The following is a 21790-nucleotide window of genomic DNA, read 5'->3' on the forward strand; positions in this document are numbered from 1 at the left end:
GCTTCAACATTTCCATTGGCTGACCCACCGCCTTCGCGAGCAAGCCCGCTCCCACAGGGTTCTGTGCTGTACACGAAATCCACAGACACCCAAAAACACTGTAGGAGCTGCCGAAGGCTGCGATCTTTTGAATTTGCTTTAAAAACAAAGTCAAAAGATCGCAGCCTTCGGCAGCTCCTAGAGGGGATGGCGTGGCTCAATAGATGGCGTAAACCTTCCTCACCGTCTCCAGCACATCCCAGCGCCCGGTCCAGCCCGGCGGCAGGATGATCAGGTCCCCGCCGCTCACATCCATGGTTTCGCCGCTGGCGTCATCGGTCAACTGGGCCCGGCCGGACAGGATGTAGGTGAACTCCGTATCCGGACGATTGACCACCGGCCATCCCCCCGGCTGGCATTCCCAGATCCCCAGATTGCCCGTCGCTTCAGGCGCCAGGGTCTGGATGGCGATCTGCGGATCGCCCTTGTCTGCCCCGGCGCGCTGGCCGGCGGCCGTCAGTGGCAACTCATGAATAGCGGCGTTTTTGATGATGGTGAAAGTAGGCATGAAGTTCTCCTGTTAATGCGCACCGGTCAATTTTTCCAGCAACATGGCGGTGCGTGATGGGCGATGGGTGAAGCGCTCTTCGATATCGCTCAGGGACGCGGCGGCGAGTCCGCTGTTCACCCCCAGCCAGCGCAGCGGCTCGGGTTCCCAGGACGGAGATCGATGATTGACGATCGGCAAGCTGTTGATGTCGTCGTTCTGTTCAAGGATCAGGTTGCGCAGAATGCGGCCCGCCAGATTGCTGGTGGCGACGCCATCACCGACATAGTTGCCGGCCCAGGCGATGCGGTTCTTGCGGTCGATGCTCACCGTCGGGCACCAATCCCGGGAGACGCCCAGCGCGCCACCCCAGCGATGAGTGATCCGGGCATCGGCCAGGTCCGGGAAGAACTCGAGCATTGTTTTGTGGATCTTGCTGTGAACGTTGTCCACCAGATCCGAATCCTCGGAAATCTTCGAACCCCACTGATAAGGCGCGCCCCGGCCACCGAACACCAGACGTCCCTCGGCCGTGACCTGCCCGTACACCCGCAGATGGCGCATATCGTTGAAGGCCAGACGGTGATGCAGGTTCAGCTTGCGCCGCAGATCCTCAGGCAACGGCTCGGTGGCCAGCACCAGCGAATACAGCGGAATCACAAAACGCGAATGCCCCGGTTGCTGCGAAGTGAAGGCCTCGGTGGCGCGCACCGTAAACTTTGCGTTGATCGAACCCTGCGCCGTACGCACGACGCCCGGTGCATGCGCGGTGACCGCCGAGTGCTCGTAGATGGTTGCGCCCATCTGCTCCACCAGCCGGGCCAGACCGCGCACCAGCTTGCCGGGATGAATCAGCGCGCAATGCTTGGTGTACAGCCCGCCCAATGCGCCCCGCGCACCGACCGTGGCGACAGCCTGGGCCTGATCGAGCATCTGCCACTGATCCGGCAGCCCGAACCGCGCCGAGGCCTCCACCGTTGCCCGCACCCGGTCAAGCTGCGGCGAGCTGCGGGCCAGGGAGAGAAACCCCTGCTTGGCATAGTCCGCATCGACTCCTTCCACGGCCAGCACACGGCCGATCTCGTCGACCGTGTGGTTCATCGCGCCCTGCAGCTTCAAGGCCGCCTCGTGGGAATACATCTGCGCCACCCGGCCCAGGGAAATCGGGAAGATCGCCGAGGCCCAGCCGCCGTTGCGGCCCGAGGCACCGAACCCGACTTCGTGCTTTTCCACCAGCACCACGCGCAACGACGGGTTGCTCTTGAGCAGGTAATAGGCCGTCCACAAACCGGTGTATCCGGCGCCGATGATGGCGACGTCCGCCTCCACCGAGCCGTCCAGGCGCGCACGGGACGGACCTTGCTCGAACCAGAGCGGCTTGTTGGGCAGTTGGGTCAAATCAATTTTTGCTGACATCGGATGGCTTCCCATAGACGGCCATGAACAAGGGGTTTCAAGCGACAGGTGTGCGCTGCGCGGCCACTTCACCGGCCCGTTGCCGGCTACGGGACAGGCGCAACACCCCGTAGGACGCGGCAATCGCGGCGATGGCGATCAGGCATTGCCCGAGGCTCAGTTGCATCGACGGATCGAAGGCCATGCTCATCAGTACGGCGATGATCGAGGCCGTCACCAGCAGCGGCAGCCAGGGGTGCCACCACATGGCGAACTTCAGGCTGCCCTCTTGCACCCAGCGGCGGCGCAGCTTGAGTTGCGACAGGCAGATCACCAGGTAGACGAACAGGAACACCGTGCCGGAGGAATTGATCAGGAACTGGAAGACCGTGTCCGGCCAGATCGCGGCGATCACCACGCAGCCATAGCCCACCAGGGTCGATGCGATCACGCCACGCACCGGCACGCCCTTGCGGCTGACACCGGCGATCCAGCGAGGCGCTTCGTCGTTGGACGCCAGCACATAAAGCAGTCGCGATGAGGTGTAGAGCCCGGCATTCAATACCGACAGCACCGCCACCAGAATCACCGCCGTCAGCATGTGCCCGGCGCCGGGAATGCCGATGTGCTCCAGGGTGGCCACGAACGGCGACTTGCCGGCCTTCATTTCGGTCCACGGTTGCGCGACAACAATGAAGAAGGTCGCCAGCACGAAGAACACCAGGATGCGCAGCATCACGGTATTCACGGCCTTGCGAATGTTGCGCGAAGGGTCTTCGGATTCAGCCGCGGCGAGGGTCGCGACTTCGACGCCGGTCATGGAGAAGATCACCACCACGACGCCGGTGAACAGTGAACCAAGGCCATGAGGCAGAAACCCGCCATGGTCGGTGAGGTTGCTGAAGCTTGCGGTCGAGTTGGGCCACAGATGGAACACGTAGGCGCCGGTGACCAGCAGGAACACGATGATGGCCGCGACCTTGACCCCGGCGAACCAGTACTCGGCCTCACCGAAGGAGTGCACCGACATCAGGTTCAGCAGGGTCATGCTCACCATCAGCCCAAGGGCGATGACCCACACCGGTATGTCGGGGAACCAGCCATTGATGATCTGCCCGCCGACCACCGCTTCGAAGCCGACCACGATCACCCAGAAATACCAGTACAGCCAGCCGGTCATGTAGCCGGCCGGTCGCCCGAAGGCCATGCGCGCGTAGTCGACGAAAGAGCCCTTGGCCGGATGCGCCGCCGCCATTTCGCCAAGCATGCGCATCACCAGGGCGACGATGACCCCGGTGATCGCATAAGTGATGAAAGCACCGGGCCCGGTGGACGCAATGACCGCGCTGGACCCCACGAACAGCCCCGCGCCAATGACGCCGCCCAGGGCCAGCATGCTGATGTGTCGCGTCTTTAAAGCCCGTTTCAAGCGCGGATCGTGTTCAGTCTGAATAGGCATCGGTTGTCTCCTTTTATTGTTAGTCATCAACACCGCCTGGGTTGAAGACTAGGGAGGACCGACCAGACTGAACATCGACAGAATCCAAGCGCAGCGAGCCCGCTTCAGACAAATGTATGAAAGCAAGAGCCTTGGCCTTGCAAGGGGTGCCGTGCCATCTTATGGAGATCTGGAGTCCAAGCCACCGAATCAGGCACCGAGACGATCAGCATGCAGACGCTTTGGGATGATGGTGAACGAGTCCTCAGCCGCAGCGAGCGACCGGGTGAGGCTCAAAGTGCCCTGATAGTACGGCCAGCTGGCGAGAAGCCGTTACCGGAAAGCCTTGATCGCCTCGCGCACGAGTATTCCCTGCGCGACGAACTCGATGACAGCTGGGCGGCGCGCCCGCTCCAGTTGCTGCGCCAGAACAATCAAACTCTGCTGATCCTGACGGATCCGGGGGGCGAGCCGCTCGCCTCCCTGCTGGGTGCGCCCATGGCAATCGGCGCGTTCCTGCATCTGGCCACCGGCATGGCGGCGGCACTGGGCAAGCTGCACCAGCAAGGCCTGGTCCACAAGGATCTCAAGCCGGCGCATATCCTGGTCAATTGCGCCGACGGACACACGCGCTTGACCGGTTTCGGCCTGGCTTCGCGATTACTCCGCGAGCGACTGCCTCCGCAAACCATCGCCGGTACGCTGGCCTACATGGCACCCGAGCAGACGGGCCGGATGAATCGCTCGATCGATTCTCGCAGCGACCTCTACGCGCTCGGCATCACCTTCTATCAAATGCTGACCGCTACCCTGCCCTTCGATGCCAGCGACCCCATGGAGTGGATTCACTGCCACATCGCCAAAAAACCCGAGGCGCCCGGCAAGCGAGTCCCGGCCATTCCCGAGGTGCTCTGCGGTATCGTCATGAAGCTGCTGGCCAAGACAGCCGAGGAGCGTTACCAGACCGCAGCGGGGGTGGAGAGTGATCTGCGCCGCTGCCTGACGCAATGGCAGGAACAGCGGCACATCAGCGACTTTGCACTCGACCAGCACGGCACATCGGATCGATTGCTGATCCCGGAAAAGCTCTACGGCCGCGAACGCGAGGTCGCCAGGCTGATCGACACCTTCAATCGCATTGTCGCCAGCAGCACGCCGCAACTGCTGCTGGTTTCGGGGTACTCGGGCATCGGCAAGTCCTCGGTGGTCAATGAACTGCACAAGGCGCTGGTGCCGCCCCGGGGCCTGTTCGCCTGCGGCAAATTCGATCAGTACAAGCGTGATATTCCCTATGCGACCCTGGTCCAGGCTTTCCAGGGCCTGGTGCACACGCTGCTGGGCAAAAGTGATACGGAACTGGCGCACTGGCGCGGCGCCCTGAAGCAGGCGCTTGAGCCCAACGCCTCTCTGATCACCGATCTTATTCCGGAACTGGAACTGATCATCGGCAAGCCGCCAGCGCTGCCTGACCTTGAGCCACAGCAGGCCAAACACCGGTTCCAGCAGGTGCTGCGACGCTTCATCGGTGTCTTCGCCCAGGCTGAACACCCGCTGGCATTGTTTCTTGACGACCTGCAGTGGCTGGACGCCGCCACGCTCGACCTGCTCAAGGACCTGCTGACCCAATCGGATCTGCGCCACCTGATGCTGATCGGTGCCTACCGCGACAACGAAGTCGATGCCTTGCATCCCCTGACGGACAAGCTCCAGGCCATCAGGAAGGCCGGCGGCAGCATCGATGAAATCACCCTGGCGCCGTTGTCCAGGGCGGATATCGAACAACTGATCGCCGATTCGCTGCATTGCCAAACGGCGCGAATCGAACCCCTGGCGCAACTGGTGCAGGAAAAGACCGCCGGCAATCCGTTTTTCGTCATTCAGTTTCTGCAGGCCCTCGCCGACGAGGGCCTGCTGACCTTCGATCATGCCGCCAGGCAATGGAGCTGGAACGCCGATCGCATCCACGCCAAGGGTTACACGGAGAATGTCGTCGACCTGATGGTCCACAAGCTGACCCGTCTGCCAAGCGACACGCAACAGGCATTGCAGTACCTGGCGTGCCTTGGCAACGTCGCCGACATCAATACCCTGGCCCGTGTGCTGGACATCCCGCCATTGCAGGTCGACAGGCTGTTCCGGGAGGCGATTCGACAGGAACTGGTCGAGCGACGGGACAACGCCTGTGCCTTCGCTCACGACCGCATTCATGAAGCCACCTACTCGCTGATTCCCGAGGCGTCGCGCGCCAGGATGCACCTGCGCATTGGTCGATTGCTGGCCGCGCAGAAGCGCTGGCAAACACGTGACGATGAAATTTTCGAGATCGTCGGCCAGCTCAATCGCTGCATTTCGCTGATTACCCGCCAGGACGAGCGCGAACGCCTGGCGCACTACAACCTGCTGGCCGGCCAGCGCGCCAGGAAGTCCACCGCGTTCGCATCGGCGCTGACCTATCTTTCCATTGGCGCGCAATTGCTGGACGAGGACTGCTGGACGCGCCGGCACGAACTGATTTTTGCCCTGGAGTCGAACCGGGCGGCCTGCGAGTTTCTGACCGGGCAACTGCAGGTCGCCGCAGAGCGATTGTGCGTCCTGGCCAACCACGCAGAAACAGCGACGGAGCAATCGCAGATCGCCTGCCTGCAGGTGAACCTCTATCTGGTGCTCGACCAGCGGGAACACGCGGTAGCAGCCTGTCTCAGGTTTCTGGCCAAAGTCGGCATCGAGTGGTCGCCCCACCCGAGCGAAGAGCAGGTTCAAAGCGAATACCAACAGCTTAAGACGCTGCTCCGGGATCGCCCCATTGCTGATCTCATCGACCTGCCGCCCATGCAGGCCACCGTCGCTCTGGCAACCCTGGAGGCCTTGACCACCCTGATCGCCGCCGCCTTGCACACCGATGCGAACCTGGCCTGCCGGACGATTTGCAAGGCCATCACGCTGAGCCTCGAATATGGCAACGGCGACGCGTCCTGTGTCGCCTATGCCAACTTTCCCCGGGTGGCCGGCCGGCGTTTCGGCGACTATGTGGCCGGACAGCGTTTCGGGCAGCTGGGTTGCGAGCTGGTGGAGAAACGAGGCCTGGAAAAATACGTGCCTCGCACCTTTTTATGCTTTTCACTGTTCGTCGAGCGCTGGATACAGCCCGTCGGCACTTGCCGCGCCACGCTCAGCCGGGTCTTCGAGGTGGCCAGCCGGATCGGTGACATTCCCTTCGCCTCCTTTGCCTGCAACAGCCTCTATTCGAACCTGTTGTTCACCGGTGAGCCATTGGCCGGGCTGCAAAGTGAAGCCGAACACGGCCTGGCATTCAGTCGCAAAGTACAGTTCGGCATGGTGACCGCCTTTATCGAGAACCAGCTGGCGCTGATCCGGACGCTGCGCGGTTCCACGCCTCGGTTTGGTGTACTTGAAGACCCGCAGTTCAGTGAGCGCAACATTGAATCCCGCCTGCCCAAGAGCTCCAGGGTCTACGCCTGCTGGTACTGGATCCGCAAGCTGCAGGCGCGTTACCTGGCCGGTGACTATGAGAGCGCCAGGCACGCGGCCGCCCAGGCCGAATCACTGCTCTGGACCACCCACACGTTTATCGAGGAAGCCGAGTTTTACTTCTACAGTGCCCTGGCCCATGCCGCCTGCTGCGATGGCACCGCTGCCGGCGAGCAGGCACAGGCGCTGGCCGCCATGGTCGCCAGTCATCGGCAGCTGGAAATCTGGACCGGGCAATGCGCCGACAACTTCGCCAGCCGCCTGGCCCTGGTCGGCGCTGAAATTGCCCGTGTCGAGGATCGGCCGGTCGAGGCCGAACATTTGTACGAACAGGCCATTGAACAGGCGCAACACAATGCCCAATTGCATATCGAGGCAATGGCCAACGAACTGGCGTCGCGGTTCTATGAAGCCCGTGGTTTTACCAGGATCGCCCGGGCGTATCTCCAGGATGCGCGCTACAGCTATCTACGCTGGGGCGCTGACGCGAAGGTGCGACAACTGGAAGCGGACTTTGCGCACCTCAGGCCTGAAGAACGCGTGCTCAGCCCGACAACCACCATTGCCACGCCGGTGGAGTGCCTTGATCTGGCGACCGTGCTCAAGGTGTCGCAGGCCGCTTCCGGCGACATCGTTCTGGAAAAGCTGATCGAGATGGTCATGGCGACCGCTGTCGAACAGGCCGGTGCCGAGCGCGGCCTGCTGATTCTGGCGGACGGTAGCGAGCCCCGGATCGCCGCCGAGGCTTGCACCGGCGAGCATGCCACCCGGTGGCGCGATGTGGTGATTGGTACGCAGTCGTTGAGCACGGAGCTTCTACCCACATCGATCGTCTATCAGGTGTTGCGCACCCGCGAGATCCTGGTGTTTGACAATGCCGCCAGCGAATCGCCGTTCGCCGCCGATCCCTATGTCCGGCAACAGGGTGTCCGCTCGATTCTGTGCCTGCCGCTGATGAACCAGGCCCATCTGACCGGTGCGTTGTACCTGGAAAACCGACTCAATGCCGGGGTGTTCAACCCGGCGCGGATCGCGGTGCTGAAACTGGTCACGCAGCAGACTGCCATCTCCCTGGAAAATGCCAGGTTGTACCGTGATATCGCGGCGCGGGAAGCGAAAATCCGTCGTTTGGTCGACTCCAACATCATCGGCATCATCGTCGGCACCACGGACGGCGACATTATCGAGGCCAATGATGCCTTTCTGCAGATGGTCGGTTACGCGCGCGAGGACCTGGTGTCAGGCCAGATACGCTGGATGGACCTGACGCCGCCCGAGTTTCTTGCCGACAGCATGCGCTCTATGCAAGAGGCCCTGAATTCCGGGCAAGCCAACCTGGCAGAGAAGGAATACTTCAGGAAGGATGGCAGCCGGGTGCCCGTACTGGTCGGTCTGGCCATGTTCGAGCCCAGTCGCAAACAGGGTGTCGCGTTCGTGCTCGATTTGAGCGAGCGTAAAAAGGCAGAGCAGCAGGTACGTGATGGGGAGCGGCGATATCGCGAAGTGCAGACTGAACTGGCCCACGCCAACCGGGTCGCGACCATGGGCCAGCTCGCCGCCTCGATTGCCCATGAAGTCAGTCAACCGATCGCCGCAACGATGATGAATGCCCAGGCGGCGGTGCGCTGGCTGAGCATCGAGCCGCCCGAGACCGACGAGGTTCGACAGGCGCTGGCCAGCCTGATCAAGGATGCCAACCGGGCGGCGGATGTCCTGGGCCGGATCCGCGGGCACATTCACAAGGCACCGTCGCACAAAGAGCCGCTGGACATCACGGCGGCGATCCGCGAAATCGTCGAGTTCACCCGGGCCCAGGCGACCAAAAGCGCTGTCTCGGTGCATACGCAACTGACCGAAGGCTTGCCTCTGGTCAAGGGCGACCGGGTGGAATTGCAGCAGGTCCTTTTGAATCTGATCATCAACGCGTTCGAGGCCATGGGCACGCTGAACGATGAACAACGGCACCTGCACATTCGTTCGGCACTGGACGACAACGACTGTGTGCTGGTGAGCGTCAGCGATTCGGGACCGGGTTTCGAAGGGGAACTGGCGGAAAAAGTCTTCAAGTCCTTCTACACCACCAAGGCCACCGGGCTGGGCATGGGCCTGTCGATCTGTCGTTCGATCATCGAGGCCCATGGCGGGCGCTTGTGGGCATGCGCGAACCATCCTCGGGGTGCGATCGTGCAGTTCTCGCTGCCGGCTTGCTGAATCTGCGTTGCCCGCGATGGACACTGAGGGGTGTCAGGCTGCCAGCGTTATCGTTGGCGACCATCGCGAGCGTGCTCGCTCCTACAGGGGGCGAGCGTCAGAAGGTATGGAACAGCATCAATCCGCCCTCGGCATCCGGGCTGGCATCGGAAAAGCCCTTGACCGCATACAGCTGGACTTTCCACTCATGGTTGAGCCGGTGCGTGAGAAACAAGGTCAGTTCCTGAATCTGCGAACCGGTGGAGACGACCCTGTCCCGCCAGTCATAGGAAAGTCCCGCCGACGTGCGGGTGGCTACGGGCATGGCAAAGCCCAGGGTGGCGAAGAACGGATCGTCGAAATCGGTACCCGTCGGGTCGCCGTACTTCTTCCAGCCCAAGGTGGCGAAGCTGGTCATCCGGCCAAAGCCCTTGGCCACGTCGACCTGGGCGGTGTAGTCGGTTTTGCCGGTGCCCAGGCACTGGTCTTCATCGGCGGTGGGAAACTTGACCTTGCCGATCAGGTCCACCAGCAGCCCGCCTTCACTGCCATCGAGCAGTGCGTAATCGACGCTGGTAACGGTATCGCCCATGCCGCTTTCCACGTCCCGGCAACCGCCGGGCAGCGGATCGCCATCGGGGCCGACTTCGGGGTTGGTGATGCGCAGCCAAGGGACGGTGACCTTGTAGATCATGGGGCCGGTTTCGTACTTGGCCACGACCGGCACGTACCAGATTTCCGAGGTGGTGCCCGTGCCATAGTCGCCGCTGGAGTAATCGACGCCGATGGCGGTGCTGAAGGTATCGGCCAGGGCTGGTGCCGAAAGACTTGCCAGCAGGCTGGCAAAAAGGGAAAGCATGGGTCTCATCTTCACCTCAAGTCCTGTCGAGAACTGTGATCGGACTTACCCAGCCTAGTTGCTTATTGACCGGTTGTAGAAATGACTGCGCCGCTCACTGGCGGCCTGATCGATCCGGACGTTCTGCCTTCTCGGTTTTCTCGACTTTCTCAACGCGCTCCGGGAGCTCTACTTTTTCCACCTTCTCGACCTTTTCCGGTCGCTCTACTTTCTCTACTTTTTCGACCTTCTCCGGTCGCTCCACTTTCTCGACTTTTTCAACTTTTTCCGGTCGTTCCACCTTTTCGACTTTCTCGACCTTCTCCGGTCGTTCCACCTTCTCGACCTTTTCTACTCTTTCTACTTTCTCGACCTTCTCAACTTTTTCGACTTTCTCGACTTTCTCGACTTTTTCAACCTTCTCTACCCTCTCGACCCTGTCAGACGGCCCGCTATTGTCGATTCTCTCGACTTTTTCAATCTTGTCGGACGGTCCGCTGTTGTCGATCCTTTCAGGCTGCTCAACTTTCTCACCGCGCTCGGACTTGCCGGACTTGTCCACCGATTCGGACTTGCCGCTTTCACTGCGGTCGACGTGATCGCTGCCACCGCCCTTGCCACTGCGATCATCGAGGCTTTCATTGCGATCCCTTGAATCGCCGCTTCCATGACCGCTACTGCTGCGATCATCTGCGTTATTGGAGCCGCGCGAATCATCGGAGCCATGCCCCGAGTCCTGCCCGGTGCCACTTTCCATCCGACCACGCCCCGAGTTATCGATGCGTTCACTGTTGAACTCGACACGGGTGGCCCGCACTTCCCGCCCGCCACTGAACACCCCGCTCACCCGGACCCGTTGGTCCACGGCCAATGCTTCGGAGCCCTCGCCGACAAACACGGTGTCGCGACCCAGTTTCACGTTGAAGCCACCCACCACCATGCGACCATCCTGCTTGCTCTGCACAAGACCTTCGATGACGGCTTCGCGCACCCGACCGGCAAACGGCAGGCTCGGATCGGGACGGCTTTGCGCCACTTCCAGCTGGCGACCGGACCACTGGCCACGCACCAGCACTTCCTGAGCCGGTGCCACACGAGTGCCCAGTTTCAAACCTTGCAGCGTACCGGCGCGATCGACCGTACCGATGGCGCTGGCTTCCTTGAGGCCCGGCGCCCGTTCGATGCGGCTGGCCACCACTTGTCCCTGGGCATCGCGCAAGCCGCTGACCCGCACCGGATCGCCCGGCCGCAGCCCTTCGGCAACCCGGGCGCCTGCCGCCAGGCGCACCGGTTGCCCCATGACCCGCAGCGGGGCCTTGGCATCGGGCAGCGCGGTCAGCGGGCCTTCATACACGTTGATGATCGAAATGCGTCCGGCCTGCAGGCCGCGTTTGGTCGGGAAGGCTTCCACGGCCACCACCTGACCGATCGCCAGATGCTCGCTGCTGGCGGCGACGCCGTTTTCGCTGACCGGCACGTCCTTGCCGAAATGCACTTCCATGCCATTGACGCAGATCGAGGCGAAGCCGGTGATGGTGCCGACGATACCGGTGCCGCCGGTACCGCCCGGGCTGAAGATCGGTGCCCCGGTGCCGCCCACGCCACCGTTATCACGATGAATGACGGGGCCATCCACGCCGGCCGCCACCGCGCCGGTGCCACCGGTGCCGCCAGGACGCTGCCTGGTGACAGGCGCGCCAGCGCCGTTGCCCATGCCGCTGGTTTCGCTGCTGACGCCGGTTCCGCCGGTGCCACCGGGGAACTGCATGCCGGTTGCACCGGCCATGCCCACTTCATCGCGGCTCACACAGGCCGGCGCTGCATCCACCCACGCCGAAGTCACCGGGTTCAAACCCAGAACCAGGACGAGCGTGACGGCACTGAAGCAGCGCTTGAGGGAAATCATGGTGCGGGTTTCACCGGCGAATGGGGCTCTGTGGGCTCAGTGTAGAAATAAAGTCCGATAGTGATGCGCTGGCGTTTGTCGATCGCCGGCAGATCCGCGTTTTCCAGATCCGCGGCGAGCCGGCTGAACTCCAGCAGCGTCTGCATGCCCTCGCTGGCCACGGCCTCGCGCAGTTTCTCGACGCTGACCGCACTCAGAGAATCATAGTGCACGCTACGTTCGAAGAGCGGTTCGCCGTCGCCGCTCAGGTTATGCACCGCGGCGCTGGCATGGTCGTGCAGGTTGTGGCCCAGATACGCAGCCTTTTCATCGAAGCCCTTCTGCGGCACGAAGGCCTGGGCTTCAAGGTGCACGCAATCCTGCTCATCGAGCCGTACGACGCCCAGGCGCAACCACTCGTCGAGCACCACCCGTGCGCGGATGTCGGTACTGATTTTCGCCACCAGGGCATCGAAGGAGCAGTCACCCCCGGCGCTGGCCAATCGCGGCAGCGGCAATGCATGACCGGAGCGTTTGCAGAATGGCTGACAGGTGGTCCAAGCGTTGACCAACTGTGCGCCCAGGGTGATGTTTTCCGGCAGGGTCGAGACCGACGCTTCGCTCTCGCTGCGCAGCCGCCGGACATCCTTGCGATGAACCCCGGTCAGCAGGCTGATGCGGCTGTCGCTCGGGGCCTTGTCGTCCAGGCGAAATTCCCGATCGGCCACATCGACGAAGACTTCCTTGAGCAGATCGGCGAACACCGTGTAAGTGACCCCTTTGCGCAGCATCAGGCGCACGAGCGGGCGCATGACCCGTCGCAGGGCACTTATCAGAGAGGGAGGGAGTGTTGGCGATTGCATTCAGCGAATTCCTTGACAGTTGACCCCAGTATAACGACGCGGGAAAAAATCCCATACGAGCTTGTTGCCTTCTTTTCCGGGACAGCTGCAAGGTTTGCCAACCATGCATCGAATCGTGCATCAAAGGGGGCGTTTCGAGCCGAGTCACGCCTCATGCAAAACCCGCCCCCGAGGTTTTGCATGAGCGCTCATTTGCTGCGCAGGTCAGCTCCTGTGATTGTCATCCCCCGGTTCGCCGCCGACGTGAACGCCGCGGTCATCACCCGGTTCGCCACCCACATGGTTGCCACGATTATCACCAGGCTCGCCGCCAACATGATTGCCATGGTCGTCGCCAGGCTCGCCCCCAACATGATTGCCATGATCGTCCCCGGGCTCACCGCCCACATGATTGCCATGATCATCGCCAGGCTCTCCACCAGCGTGATTGCCGTGATCGTCACCGGCTTCAGCATGATTGCCGTTGCGTCCGGAATTCGAGTTCCCAGCGTGGTCCGAGCCCGCATTGCCGTGACCGCTGCCACTGTTGCCGCCACCATTGCCAGCATGACCGCCGCCGTCACCACCATTTCCGCTACCGCCGCCATTTCCACCATGGCCGCCTCCGTTTCCGCTGCCACCACCGCCGCCGCCACCGTGACCACCGCCGTTACCGCCACCACCACCGCCTCCGTTACCGCCACCGCCTCCACCGCCGTGACCACCACCGCCTCCACCGCCACCCCCGCCGCCATGTCCGCCACCTTCTTTGGCGTAAGCGCTGGAGTCGTGGGAAATCGAATCAGGAATCAAAACAATGGATGCCGACAGCACACCACCGATGGCCATCGCCAATAGAGCCCGTTTGAACACTGCTTGAACTTGCATATTCCGCCTCCTGGTCATTACCGCGAGAAACGTCGAATCAAGTCGGGAATGGTCTTGAATGCTTTGGAATTCTGTGCGTGGGATTTTTTCCCACATCGAAAAACTAGACCCGTTTGGACGGACGTTCAAGGGGCGCAGGGAAAAGCCGACCGGTGGTTGGTCGGGGGGCGGTCAGGCACAACGATGACGCCGGCTGCCTGATACCACGTGGTGTTCTGGCGTTCATCGCGAGCAGGCTCGCTCCCACAGGTTTTGTGGTGGATGTGAAACCTCTGGTCGACCCTGAATTTCTGTAGGAGCTGGCGAGTGCAACGAGGCTGCGATCTTTTAAGATCAAAAGATCGCAGCCTTCGGCAGCTCCTTCACGGGTGTGGTGGGTGTGATCAGCTGGCTTGTTCCAACGCCGAAAACAGGCTCACGAACTCCTGCGACAGCTTGTGTCGTGGCGCCAGATGAATCATCGGCACCGACGCCTCATGGGACTCACGCATCTTGACCGTGCTGCTCAAGTAATCCGGCAACACCGGCAACCCTTCGGCCACCAGCTCATCGATCAGCGTCTTGTGCAAATTGGCCCGCGCCTCGAACTGGTTGACCACCACCCCTTCCACAATCAACGACTCGTTGTGGTCAGCCCGCAACTCGCTGACTTGCGCAATGACGTTGTACAGCGCCTGGCGGGAGAAGCTGTCGCAGTCGAAGGGAATCAGCACCCGGTCAGCGGCGATCAGCGCGCTGTAGGTATAGAAATTCAGCGACGGCGGCGTATCGATATAAATGCGCTCGTAATCCTCGGAAAGCTCCACCAGCAGACGCCGCAGCTTGTTGATCTTGAACTTGGACTCAAGCTTCGCCTGCAAGTCCGTCAACTCGCGGCTGGCCGTGACCAGATGCAGATTGTTGTAGCGCGTATCGGTGATGGCCACGCGATTCTTCTTGCTGGCCGGGCCGCTGGACAGGGTCTGCTTGAAGAAATCGGCGATCCCCACGGGAATGTCATCGCCGGTAAGTCCTGTCAGATAGTGGGTCGAGTTGGCCTGGGGATCGAGATCCACCAGCAACGTCCTGTAGCCCTCCGCAGCACTGACTGCCGCGAGATTGCAGGCGATGCTCGATTTGCCAACGCCTCCTTTTTGATTGAATACCGCTCGACGCATGGGACCGACAACCTTATTAGGAATCCTTGTTGGCTACTGCACTCGATCATAAGAATGAAATATTTCAAAAATGTTTCCAAATGACATTTTTGTTTCACTTTCGAGTCAGCGATTGAGCCTGGACCATGGTTTTGACCCTGAAGTGACTTGCAAGTCGTGCGATTGAGCTAACGTCTAGATGTTCGCCTTGCCAGGTTAAGGACCACAGCACCATGAGCCCTTCGGATTCTTCGCCGCCAGTTACGGAACCGGGTCGCATCGCACACAGGGGTACCGGCGGCAACACCGGTCCAAGCCGATGGCTGCCGGGGCTCAAAACACTGCGCGAGTACAAGATCGCCTGGCTGCGCCACGACATCATGGCCGGCCTGGTGCTGACCACGATGCTGGTGCCGGTCGGCATCGCCTACGCCGTGGCATCCGGTGTTCCAGGCATTTATGGCCTGTACGCCACCATCATTCCCCTCATCGCCTACGCCCTGTTCGGGCCGAGCCGGATCCTCGTACTCGGGCCGGATTCCTCGCTGGCTGCGGTGATTCTCGCCGTCATCCTGCCGCTGTCCGGTGGCGATCCCATGCGCGCCGTCGCCCTGGCCAGCATGATGGCGATCGTTTCGGGAGTGGTGTGCATTCTGGCGGGCATCGCGCGGCTCGGCTTCATTACCGAGTTACTGTCCAAGCCGATCCGCTACGGCTACATGAACGGGATCGCGCTGACGGTGTTGATCAGCCAGTTGCCGAAGCTGTTCGGGTTTTCCATCGATGCCGACGGTCCGTTGCGAAATGTGATGGCCATCGTCACGTCGATCCTGAACGGCAAGACCAACTGGGTGACCTTTGCGGTGGGCGCGGCGACGCTGGTGGTGATCCTGCTGCTCAAGGGCCACAAGCGTATTCCCGGGATTCTGATTGCCGTGGCGGGCGCGACGATTGTCGTGGGCATACTGGACCTCGGGGCGCGCGCCGGGGTCTCGATCCTCGGGCAACTGCCGCAAGGTTTGCCGGCATTCGCGATTCCGTGGATCACCCGCGAAGACATTGTTCCGGTGATCATCGGCGGTTGCGCCGTCGCCCTGGTCTCGTTCGCCGATACCAGCGTGCTGTCCCGGGTCTACGCGGCACGCACGCGCACTTATGTCGACCCGAACCAGGAAATGGCCGGCCTGGGGTTTGCCAATCTGGCGGCCGGGTTCTTCCAGGGTTTCCCCATCAGCAGCAGTTCTTCGCGCACCCCGGTGGCCGAGGCCGCTGGGGCGAAAACCCAGCTGACCGGCGTGGTCGGCGCGGTGGCGGTGGCGGTGTTGCTGATGGTCGCGCCGAACCTGCTGGAACACCTGCCCAATAGCGCACTGGCTGCAGTAGTGATCGCCTCGGCCATCGGCCTGATCGAAATCACCGACCTGCGTCGCATCTACCGCATGCAACGTTGGGAGTTCTGGCTGTCGATCGTCTGCACCATTGGCGTGGCGGTGTTCGGGGCCATCGAGGGCATCGGCATCGCCATCGTGATCGCCGTCATCGAATTCCTCTGGGATGGCTGGCGCCCCTACTCCGCCGTGCTCGGCCAGGCCCAGGGCGTGAAGGGTTTCCACGACATCCAGCGCTACCCGGACGCCACCCTGATCCCCGGCCTGGTGCTGTTTCGCTGGGACGCTTCGCTGTTTTTCGCCAACGCCGAACTGTTCCACGATCGCGTGCTGGACGCCATCGCCGCATCGCCAACGCCGGTGCGCTGGCTGGTGATTGCGGCAGAACCGATCACCAGTGTGGATGTGACCTCTGCCGACATGCTGTCGGAGCTGGACGACACTTTGAAGGCGGCGGGGATCGAGTTGTGTCTGGCGGAGATGAAGGATCCGGTGAAGGACAAGCTCAAGCGGTTCGGGTTGTTCGAGAAGCTGGGTGAAGGGGCGTTTTTTCCGACGGTGGATGATGCGGTGAGTAACTACCTTTCGAAAATCTGAACCGAACACAATCCATGTAGCAGCTGGCGCAGCCTGCGTCCGGCTGCGAAGCAGTCGCAAAACCTGAATACGAGGTCTGCCTGACACACCGCGTGGGCTGATTTCACGACGGCTGCGCAGCCGGACGCAGGCTGCGCCAGCTGCTACAGGATCTCATCGTCTGGTCAATCTGCTAGCTGGCTACCAGTGCTTTGGCGTCGCTCAAACCCTCGCATCACAACCCACACCCCGTCACTCACCAACGCCAGCACAACCGCCACCCCACCAATGCAAAACAACAGCACATGATTGCCATGGCTACTGGCGAACAACCACGAATACGCATACCCGGCCAACGCCTGAAACAGCGCAAAGACAACCGTGGCCCGACTCCACGCAGCACCTTGGGCCGCCGGATCACGGGTCAGTTGCTGCACGCGCCCGAGGGTGACCGGCACGATGCCCGGTGGAAAGCTGCCAATCACGAACACCGCCGGCACCAGCCACAGCGTCTGGCTCGACAGCGCAAGCACAGCAATGGCGAACAACTGACTGGTCAGCGCCACCCGATTGCTGGCAGTCGGGCCAATGCGGTCAGACAATGCACCGTAGACAATCGGCCCCGCGATCGCGCCCAGGCCATACACCACCCAAAGCATGGCGGCCGAGTGAGTACCCCACCCTAGCCCCCTCGCCACATAATCGACGAGAAACAACATCGTCGGCACCAGCACCACGGCCATCAGCGCGTACTGCACATAAATCAGCCCCAATCCCGGCGAAACCGCCGTGGTTCCAGACACCGGCGTCGCGGCAGACGCAACGGCGCGCGGCCAGCCAGTCCAGCTGATCGCGGTCAGCACCAAGGCAACCACACCCAACCCGATCCAGGTCTCACGCAATCCCATTTCCAGCAACAGCGGAACCACGGTGCCCGAAGCGGAAATCCCCAATCCCAGACCCAGGAAAATCGCCCCACTGGCCAACCCCTTGCGCGCCCCCGGCAGATACGGCAACACCGTGCTCGCCGCCAGCACCATGATCACGCCGCCGGCCAGACCGGACACGAAGCGCCAGGTGAAAAACCACGGGATAGACAACGGCAACGCACAAGCAAAAAACGCCAGCGCCACCAGCAGCATCATCCACTGCAGGCTGCGCCGGGCCGTGAACATCCGCGCCAGCGGGCGACCGCAGAAGGCGCCGGCAAGGTAGCCGACCAGATTCGCTGCGCCCAGATAGATCACTTCGTTGGCGGCGAACCAGCGGGCTTCGATCAGCGCCGGAACCAGCGGCGTGTAGGCAAAACGCGCCAGGCCAATGCCGACCAGACTGGCGCACAGCCCGGCCAGCACGGCATGTAAGGGGTGAGGTTGTGTACTGCGCATGGGGGACTCCTGAGGTGCCTCGATGGGGAGGCGCAAAGTGTGCGGATCATCTTTGACAGGCCTGTCATGATTGGCAGTGTTGACATGTTTGACAGGCATGTCAAGATCGCCTTCATCCCCTTCACGCAGGACGATCGACATGGCAGGCGTACGTCAATTCAACGAAGAGCAGACCCTGGATCTGGCCATGGAGCTGTTCTGGCGCCAGGGTTTCGGGGCGACCTCGATGCCGCAACTGGCGGAGGCGACGGGCGTGTTGCGCGGTTCGCTGTACAACGCCTATGGCGACAAACAGGCGCTGTTTCTCGAAGTGTTCGCCCGCTACAAGGCGCGATTTCTCGACGCTGCGCGCCAGGCACTGGACGAGCCGCAACTGGATCTGGCGCTCAAGGCGTTCTTTGCCTACACCATCGCTTCCATGACCTTGGGCAGCCCGCCGCGCGGTTGCCTGACCACCAAGACCGCCATCGACGAAGCCGCCAACAGCGAGCCGATCCGCGAAGCCTTGCGCGGTTTGCTCGATGGTCTGGAGGGATTGCTCGTGGAGCGGTTTTCAACCGAAGAGGCCCGAGAGCGCCTGACCCTGGACCCGGTGGCTGCGGCGCGGCTGGTGGTCAGCCAGACCCGGGGCATTGTGGTGATCGAACGCCTTTACCAGGACGCGCAACGCCTGCAGGACATCGCCGATTCGCTGGTTGCGGTTCTGACGCATCCAAGGGTGAAGTGAAAAACGCCGGCCAATTACCGTAGACTGCGCACCCTTTGGGCGTGAGGAAACGATGCAGATCAGAGGCGAACGGGCCGCCACGGCGTGTGGTTTGGTGGCGATTCTTTTGTGGAGTACCGCCGCGGGACTGATCCGGAGCGTCAGCGAAATCTTCGGCCCCCTGGGCGGCGCCGCGTTGATCTACACACTGGGCGCGATCATGTTGGTGGCCTTCCTGGGCAAACCCCGCCTGCGCTCCACGCCGCGCATCTACCTGATCCTCGGCACCGCGCTGTTCGTCGCCTACGAGGTGTGTCTGTCGCTGGCGCTGGGTTTCGCCAGCAACCGCAATCAGGCCATCGAACTGGGCGTGGTCAATTACCTCTGGCCCTGCCTGACCGTGTTGCTGGCCATCGTCATGAACGGACAAAAGGCACGCTGGATCATCGTCCCGGGCACTGCCTTGGCGTTGTTCGGCATCCTCTGGGTGGTCAGCGGCGACGGGCTGTCACTGCCCGGCATCATCGCCAACGTGCAATCCAACCCGCTGAGCTACAGCCTTGCACTGGGCTGTGGGATTACCTTTGCGCTGTACTGCAACGTCACGCGAAAGTACGCCGGCGGGCAGAATCTGGTGGCGCTGTTCTTCGTCATTACCGCGTGTGTACTCTGGTTGAAACTGGGGTTGAGCAGCGAGGTGCTTCCCGCGTTTACCCTGCATGGCAGCCTGCAATTGATCGCCGCCGGTGTTGCCATGGCGGGTGGTTATGCGCTTTGGAACATCGGGATTTTGCGCGGCAACCTGACGTTGCTGGCGACTGCGTCGTATTCTGCGCCGGTGTTGTCGTCGGCCTTTGCGGCGTTGTGGTTGGGGGCGTCGTTGGCGGCGCAGTTCTGGCAAGGCGCGGTGATGGTGACGGTCGGATCCCTCATCTGCTGGCAAGCAACCCGCGAACGCTGATCCACACCCCGTAGGAGCGAGGCTTGCCCGCGAAGGCAGCTTGTCAGGCAGCGCAGATGGTGAAACGGAGTGTCAGGCGATGCAGACCCCCGCTGCGGCTATACAACGGTGGAACCGTGTGAAGGGCACTACGTTCATCAAGCGCGACGTATGCAAGGCAATACGCGCCCCCTGTAGCAGCTGGCGAAGCCAGCGGCTACATGTCATGTGGCGCTTTCGAGGCCGCATTTTTTGAACTCCCCAATCCCCCCCGACGTCTAGCAAACAGGTGGGCGTCGTCCGGCCGCTCATGTTTTTCGCCGAAGCAGACACTGACCGGTACCGTGGTACACACCCGCAATCTGGAGAACGGTGAACTGGAACTGCAAATCGACGTTTGAAACACAGATCACAATCGTACTCATCGCCCGCGTCATCTCTAATTCGAGTACTGGTCATGTTTACAGAAGAACAAGAAAGGTGAACGACTTGCCCTATCTGGATTGGGTCCAATGGCCGGCAATGCTGGTGACGGTATTGTCTGCCTGGCTGATCGGGTCGCAACGTCCCGGTCGGAGAATGGCGGGATTCGTGAGCTTTATCTTCAGCAATATTCTGTGGGTGGCCTGGGGGCTGTATGCCCATGCCTATGCGCTGATCGTTCTGCAGTTCTGTCTTTGCCTGATGAACCTTCGCGGGTTCAAGAAGAACTTCGAGCGCCAGTGAGCAGAGCCTTGGCGCGTTTGTGCAGGAGCTGCCGAAGGCTGCGATCTGTTGATTTTTGCTTTTGAAGACAAGATCAAAAGATCGCAGCCTCGTTTCACTCGACAGCTCCTGCACAGGCATCCTCACTGCGGCGTTATTGGCACGGATTTTCAATAATTTGAATTTTCCCGAGCCCCGCGACTCTTTCCCTTAGAACTTAAGGAGAGACTTATGGCCCGCGCAGATATGTTCATCATCGAGTACCACCTTCATGGAAAGCCAAAGTCTTTCATCATTCGCGCGCAGTCCATGAACAATGCCCAGGCGTGGCATTGGGCCAGTTGTGATGCCGGTGTTGCACCGATTCCCAAGCCGGGGCGGCCGCCGTTAAAGGTCGTTTCGCGGCCGCAGGCGGAAAAGTATGGGATTACGGAGGTGAAGTGGCGGGAAACGGCGACGTTGGAGTGGACGCAGACGCCTTGATGTCGAATTGAAAGAACTTGTCTGTTGAGAACAGGCTGACCTGTGGCGAGGGGGGCTTGCAACCGCCGAGCAAATCGGTCAAATCCTCGTCCCAGACTGCCTGATGCCCAGGCGATCCATCTCATCGGTCTGACGCACCAGCTCGTCGTGCCAGGCGTCGGGGCAGTCCATGCGCAGCGGCTTGTTATCCAGCGCGCGGCGCCAGGCATCCAGGGTTCGCAGTCGTAACTCCTGTGCCGGTGTGAGCAGATTTCTGAAGGCATGCATGCTCTGGCCCTCGCGGTATTTCCAGGTGGAGCGAGGGACAGGGGGATAGGTTCACAAGATCTGACGATCAGCGCGGCTGATCCAATTGAAACTGTAGGAGCGAGGCTTGCCCGCGAGGGCGTCAGGCCAGCCGACATCGATGTTGAATGTGCCAGTCTCTTCGCGAGCAAGCCTGCTCCCACAGGTGTTTGCGCCAATCACAAATCCTGCAAACGACACAGGACCTGTAGCAGCTGGCGAAGCCAGCGTTCGGCTGCGAAGCAGTCGTGAAATCAGCAAACGCGGTGTATCAGGGAGACCTCGCATTCAGGTTTTACGACTGCTTCGCAGCCGAACGCAGGCTTCGCCAGCTGCTACAAGGATCGCGTTTGCCTGAGCTGATTGGCGTCAGGGATTGCCCGGCTGCTGCGGGGTTGATTCATTTTTTGCGCGGCATCACCGCGCCCGGGACCTGTCGATCCTCGTCTGTGCCGATTCGTCGTGTAAGGGTCTGGACCCTGGGGCTGGCGTTGAAGTTCGTCCGGATGTGGTCGCGCGCCTTGGTTATCTGCAATGGCGCCCGAGGGTCAGTCTTGCAGACTGCACGCCTGTATTTCGTACAGGGCTTGCGCAAGTGCCTGATTTTCCTGGGACTGGAACGTGCGTCGGGTTTGGCACAGGAAATGCGACAGCTGTCGGGACACCTCAACGCCTGACCATCGGTCAGGGCT

17 protein-coding genes are annotated in these 21790 nt (G+C 61.5%); 7 read left to right on the forward strand and 10 right to left on the reverse strand.

The window, feature by feature from the left end:
* Nucleotides 1-196: 196 nt before the first annotated feature.
* Genes HNO86_RS27150 through HNO86_RS27160 form a run of 3 tightly spaced genes read right to left on the reverse strand, consistent with a single transcriptional unit; the run spans nucleotide 197 to nucleotide 3380 of the window.
* Nucleotides 197-547: a cupin domain-containing protein gene (locus HNO86_RS27150; protein ID WP_175380005.1), complete on the reverse strand. Its 351-nt coding sequence runs from the start codon at nucleotides 545-547 to the stop codon at nucleotides 197-199.
* A gap of 12 nt (nucleotides 548-559) precedes the next feature.
* Nucleotides 560-1942: an FAD-binding oxidoreductase gene (locus tag HNO86_RS27155; protein ID WP_175380006.1), complete on the reverse strand. Its 1383-nt coding sequence runs from the start codon at nucleotides 1940-1942 to the stop codon at nucleotides 560-562.
* Between the two features lie 37 nt (nucleotides 1943-1979).
* A complete protein-coding gene (locus HNO86_RS27160) occupies nucleotides 1980-3380 on the reverse strand; it encodes an amino acid permease (protein ID WP_175380007.1) in 1401 nt (466 codons plus the stop codon).
* A 210-nt stretch (nucleotides 3381-3590) separates the two neighbouring features.
* On the opposite strand from HNO86_RS27160, the gene HNO86_RS27165 reads away from it, so the two are divergent.
* On the forward strand, nucleotides 3591-9059 hold the full coding sequence (locus HNO86_RS27165; protein WP_175380008.1) for an AAA family ATPase: 5469 nt from the start codon (nucleotides 3591-3593) through the stop codon (nucleotides 9057-9059).
* A gap of 97 nt (nucleotides 9060-9156) precedes the next feature.
* On the opposite strand, the gene HNO86_RS27170 is transcribed toward HNO86_RS27165, so the two are convergent.
* From HNO86_RS27170 to HNO86_RS27190, 5 genes are all read right to left on the reverse strand, one after another.
* The gene (locus tag HNO86_RS27170; RefSeq protein WP_175380009.1) at nucleotides 9157-9906 is read right to left on the reverse strand and encodes a hypothetical protein; all 750 of its coding nucleotides are present in this window, start codon (nucleotides 9904-9906) and stop codon (nucleotides 9157-9159) included.
* Between the two features lie 85 nt (nucleotides 9907-9991).
* Nucleotides 9992-11782: a DUF5666 domain-containing protein gene (locus tag HNO86_RS27175; protein WP_175380010.1), complete on the reverse strand. Its 1791-nt coding sequence runs from the start codon at nucleotides 11780-11782 to the stop codon at nucleotides 9992-9994.
* Complete coding sequence (locus tag HNO86_RS27180) at nucleotides 11779-12624, reverse strand: DUF6502 family protein (protein ID WP_175380011.1); 846 nt, start codon at nucleotides 12622-12624, stop codon at nucleotides 11779-11781. Before HNO86_RS27180 ends, HNO86_RS27175 begins: the two co-directional genes overlap by 4 nt.
* Nucleotides 12625-12828: 204 nt before the next feature.
* On the reverse strand, nucleotides 12829-13491 hold the full coding sequence (locus HNO86_RS30375; RefSeq protein WP_256672786.1) for a hypothetical protein: 663 nt from the start codon (nucleotides 13489-13491) through the stop codon (nucleotides 12829-12831).
* 383 nt (nucleotides 13492-13874) lie between these two features.
* Entirely contained in the window at nucleotides 13875-14648 is a 774-nt protein-coding gene (locus HNO86_RS27190) for a ParA family protein (RefSeq protein ID WP_175380013.1), read from the reverse strand.
* Nucleotides 14649-14860: 212 nt separating this feature from the next.
* On the opposite strand from HNO86_RS27190, the gene HNO86_RS27195 reads away from it, so the two are divergent.
* The gene (locus tag HNO86_RS27195; RefSeq protein WP_175380014.1) at nucleotides 14861-16612 is read left to right on the forward strand and encodes a SulP family inorganic anion transporter; all 1752 of its coding nucleotides are present in this window, start codon (nucleotides 14861-14863) and stop codon (nucleotides 16610-16612) included.
* 164 nt (nucleotides 16613-16776) lie between these two features.
* Here HNO86_RS27195 and HNO86_RS27200 read toward each other — a convergent pair whose 3' ends face one another.
* Nucleotides 16777-17979: a YbfB/YjiJ family MFS transporter gene (locus HNO86_RS27200; RefSeq protein WP_178131349.1), complete on the reverse strand. Its 1203-nt coding sequence runs from the start codon at nucleotides 17977-17979 to the stop codon at nucleotides 16777-16779.
* 139 nt (nucleotides 17980-18118) lie between these two features.
* Between HNO86_RS27200 and HNO86_RS27205 the strand changes: the two genes are divergently transcribed.
* From HNO86_RS27205 to HNO86_RS27220, 4 genes are all read left to right on the forward strand, one after another.
* Nucleotides 18119-18706, forward strand: a complete 588-nt coding sequence (locus HNO86_RS27205) for a TetR/AcrR family transcriptional regulator (protein WP_175380016.1) — start codon at nucleotides 18119-18121, stop codon at nucleotides 18704-18706.
* 52 nt (nucleotides 18707-18758) lie between these two features.
* A complete protein-coding gene (gene yddG / locus HNO86_RS27210; protein ID WP_175380017.1) occupies nucleotides 18759-19646 on the forward strand; it encodes an aromatic amino acid DMT transporter YddG in 888 nt (295 codons plus the stop codon).
* 468 nt (nucleotides 19647-20114) lie between these two features.
* On the forward strand, nucleotides 20115-20351 hold the full coding sequence (locus HNO86_RS27215) for a hypothetical protein (protein WP_175380039.1): 237 nt from the start codon (nucleotides 20115-20117) through the stop codon (nucleotides 20349-20351).
* Between the two features lie 210 nt (nucleotides 20352-20561).
* Complete coding sequence (locus tag HNO86_RS27220; protein ID WP_175380018.1) at nucleotides 20562-20813, forward strand: DUF6555 family protein; 252 nt, start codon at nucleotides 20562-20564, stop codon at nucleotides 20811-20813.
* Between the two features lie 78 nt (nucleotides 20814-20891).
* Here HNO86_RS27220 and HNO86_RS27225 read toward each other — a convergent pair whose 3' ends face one another.
* Nucleotides 20892-21080 carry a hypothetical protein gene (locus HNO86_RS27225; protein WP_175380019.1) on the reverse strand — a complete coding sequence of 63 codons (189 nt, stop codon included), beginning with the start codon at nucleotides 21078-21080 and terminating at the stop codon, nucleotides 20892-20894.
* Nucleotides 21081-21346: 266 nt separating this feature from the next.
* On the opposite strand from HNO86_RS27225, the gene HNO86_RS27230 reads away from it, so the two are divergent.
* On the forward strand, nucleotides 21347-21775 hold the full coding sequence (locus HNO86_RS27230) for a hypothetical protein (protein WP_175380020.1): 429 nt from the start codon (nucleotides 21347-21349) through the stop codon (nucleotides 21773-21775).
* Nucleotides 21776-21790: the final 15 nt, after the last annotated feature.

The sequence above is a fragment of the Pseudomonas sp. C1C7 genome (assembly GCF_013359595.1).
Classification (GTDB): Bacteria; Pseudomonadota; Gammaproteobacteria; order Pseudomonadales; family Pseudomonadaceae; genus Aquipseudomonas.

What these genes read in the sequence shown, in the direction of transcription:
- HNO86_RS27190 (WP_175380013.1), bottom strand. Translation starts at nt 14,648, where the DNA reads ATGCGTCGAGCGGTATTCAATCAAAAAGGAGGCGTTGGCAAATCGAGC.
- HNO86_RS27225 (WP_175380019.1), bottom strand. Translation starts at nt 21,080, where the DNA reads ATGCATGCCTTCAGAAATCTGCTCACACCGGCACAGGAGTTACGACTG.
- HNO86_RS27155 (WP_175380006.1), bottom strand. Translation starts at nt 1,942, where the DNA reads ATGTCAGCAAAAATTGATTTGACCCAACTGCCCAACAAGCCGCTCTGG.
- HNO86_RS27170 (WP_175380009.1), bottom strand. Translation starts at nt 9,906, where the DNA reads ATGAGACCCATGCTTTCCCTTTTTGCCAGCCTGCTGGCAAGTCTTTCG.
- HNO86_RS27200 (WP_178131349.1), bottom strand. Translation starts at nt 17,979, where the DNA reads ATGCGCAGTACACAACCTCACCCCTTACATGCCGTGCTGGCCGGGCTG.
- HNO86_RS27150 (WP_175380005.1), bottom strand. Translation starts at nt 547, where the DNA reads ATGCCTACTTTCACCATCATCAAAAACGCCGCTATTCATGAGTTGCCA.
- HNO86_RS27220 (WP_175380018.1), top strand. Translation starts at nt 20,562, where the DNA reads ATGGCCCGCGCAGATATGTTCATCATCGAGTACCACCTTCATGGAAAG.
- yddG (WP_175380017.1), top strand. Translation starts at nt 18,759, where the DNA reads ATGCAGATCAGAGGCGAACGGGCCGCCACGGCGTGTGGTTTGGTGGCG.
- HNO86_RS27165 (WP_175380008.1), top strand. Translation starts at nt 3,591, where the DNA reads ATGCAGACGCTTTGGGATGATGGTGAACGAGTCCTCAGCCGCAGCGAG.
- HNO86_RS27180 (WP_175380011.1), bottom strand. Translation starts at nt 12,624, where the DNA reads ATGCAATCGCCAACACTCCCTCCCTCTCTGATAAGTGCCCTGCGACGG.
- HNO86_RS27205 (WP_175380016.1), top strand. Translation starts at nt 18,119, where the DNA reads ATGGCAGGCGTACGTCAATTCAACGAAGAGCAGACCCTGGATCTGGCC.
- HNO86_RS30375 (WP_256672786.1), bottom strand. Translation starts at nt 13,491, where the DNA reads ATGCAAGTTCAAGCAGTGTTCAAACGGGCTCTATTGGCGATGGCCATC.
- HNO86_RS27195 (WP_175380014.1), top strand. Translation starts at nt 14,861, where the DNA reads ATGAGCCCTTCGGATTCTTCGCCGCCAGTTACGGAACCGGGTCGCATC.
- HNO86_RS27160 (WP_175380007.1), bottom strand. Translation starts at nt 3,380, where the DNA reads ATGCCTATTCAGACTGAACACGATCCGCGCTTGAAACGGGCTTTAAAG.
- HNO86_RS27175 (WP_175380010.1), bottom strand. Translation starts at nt 11,782, where the DNA reads ATGATTTCCCTCAAGCGCTGCTTCAGTGCCGTCACGCTCGTCCTGGTT.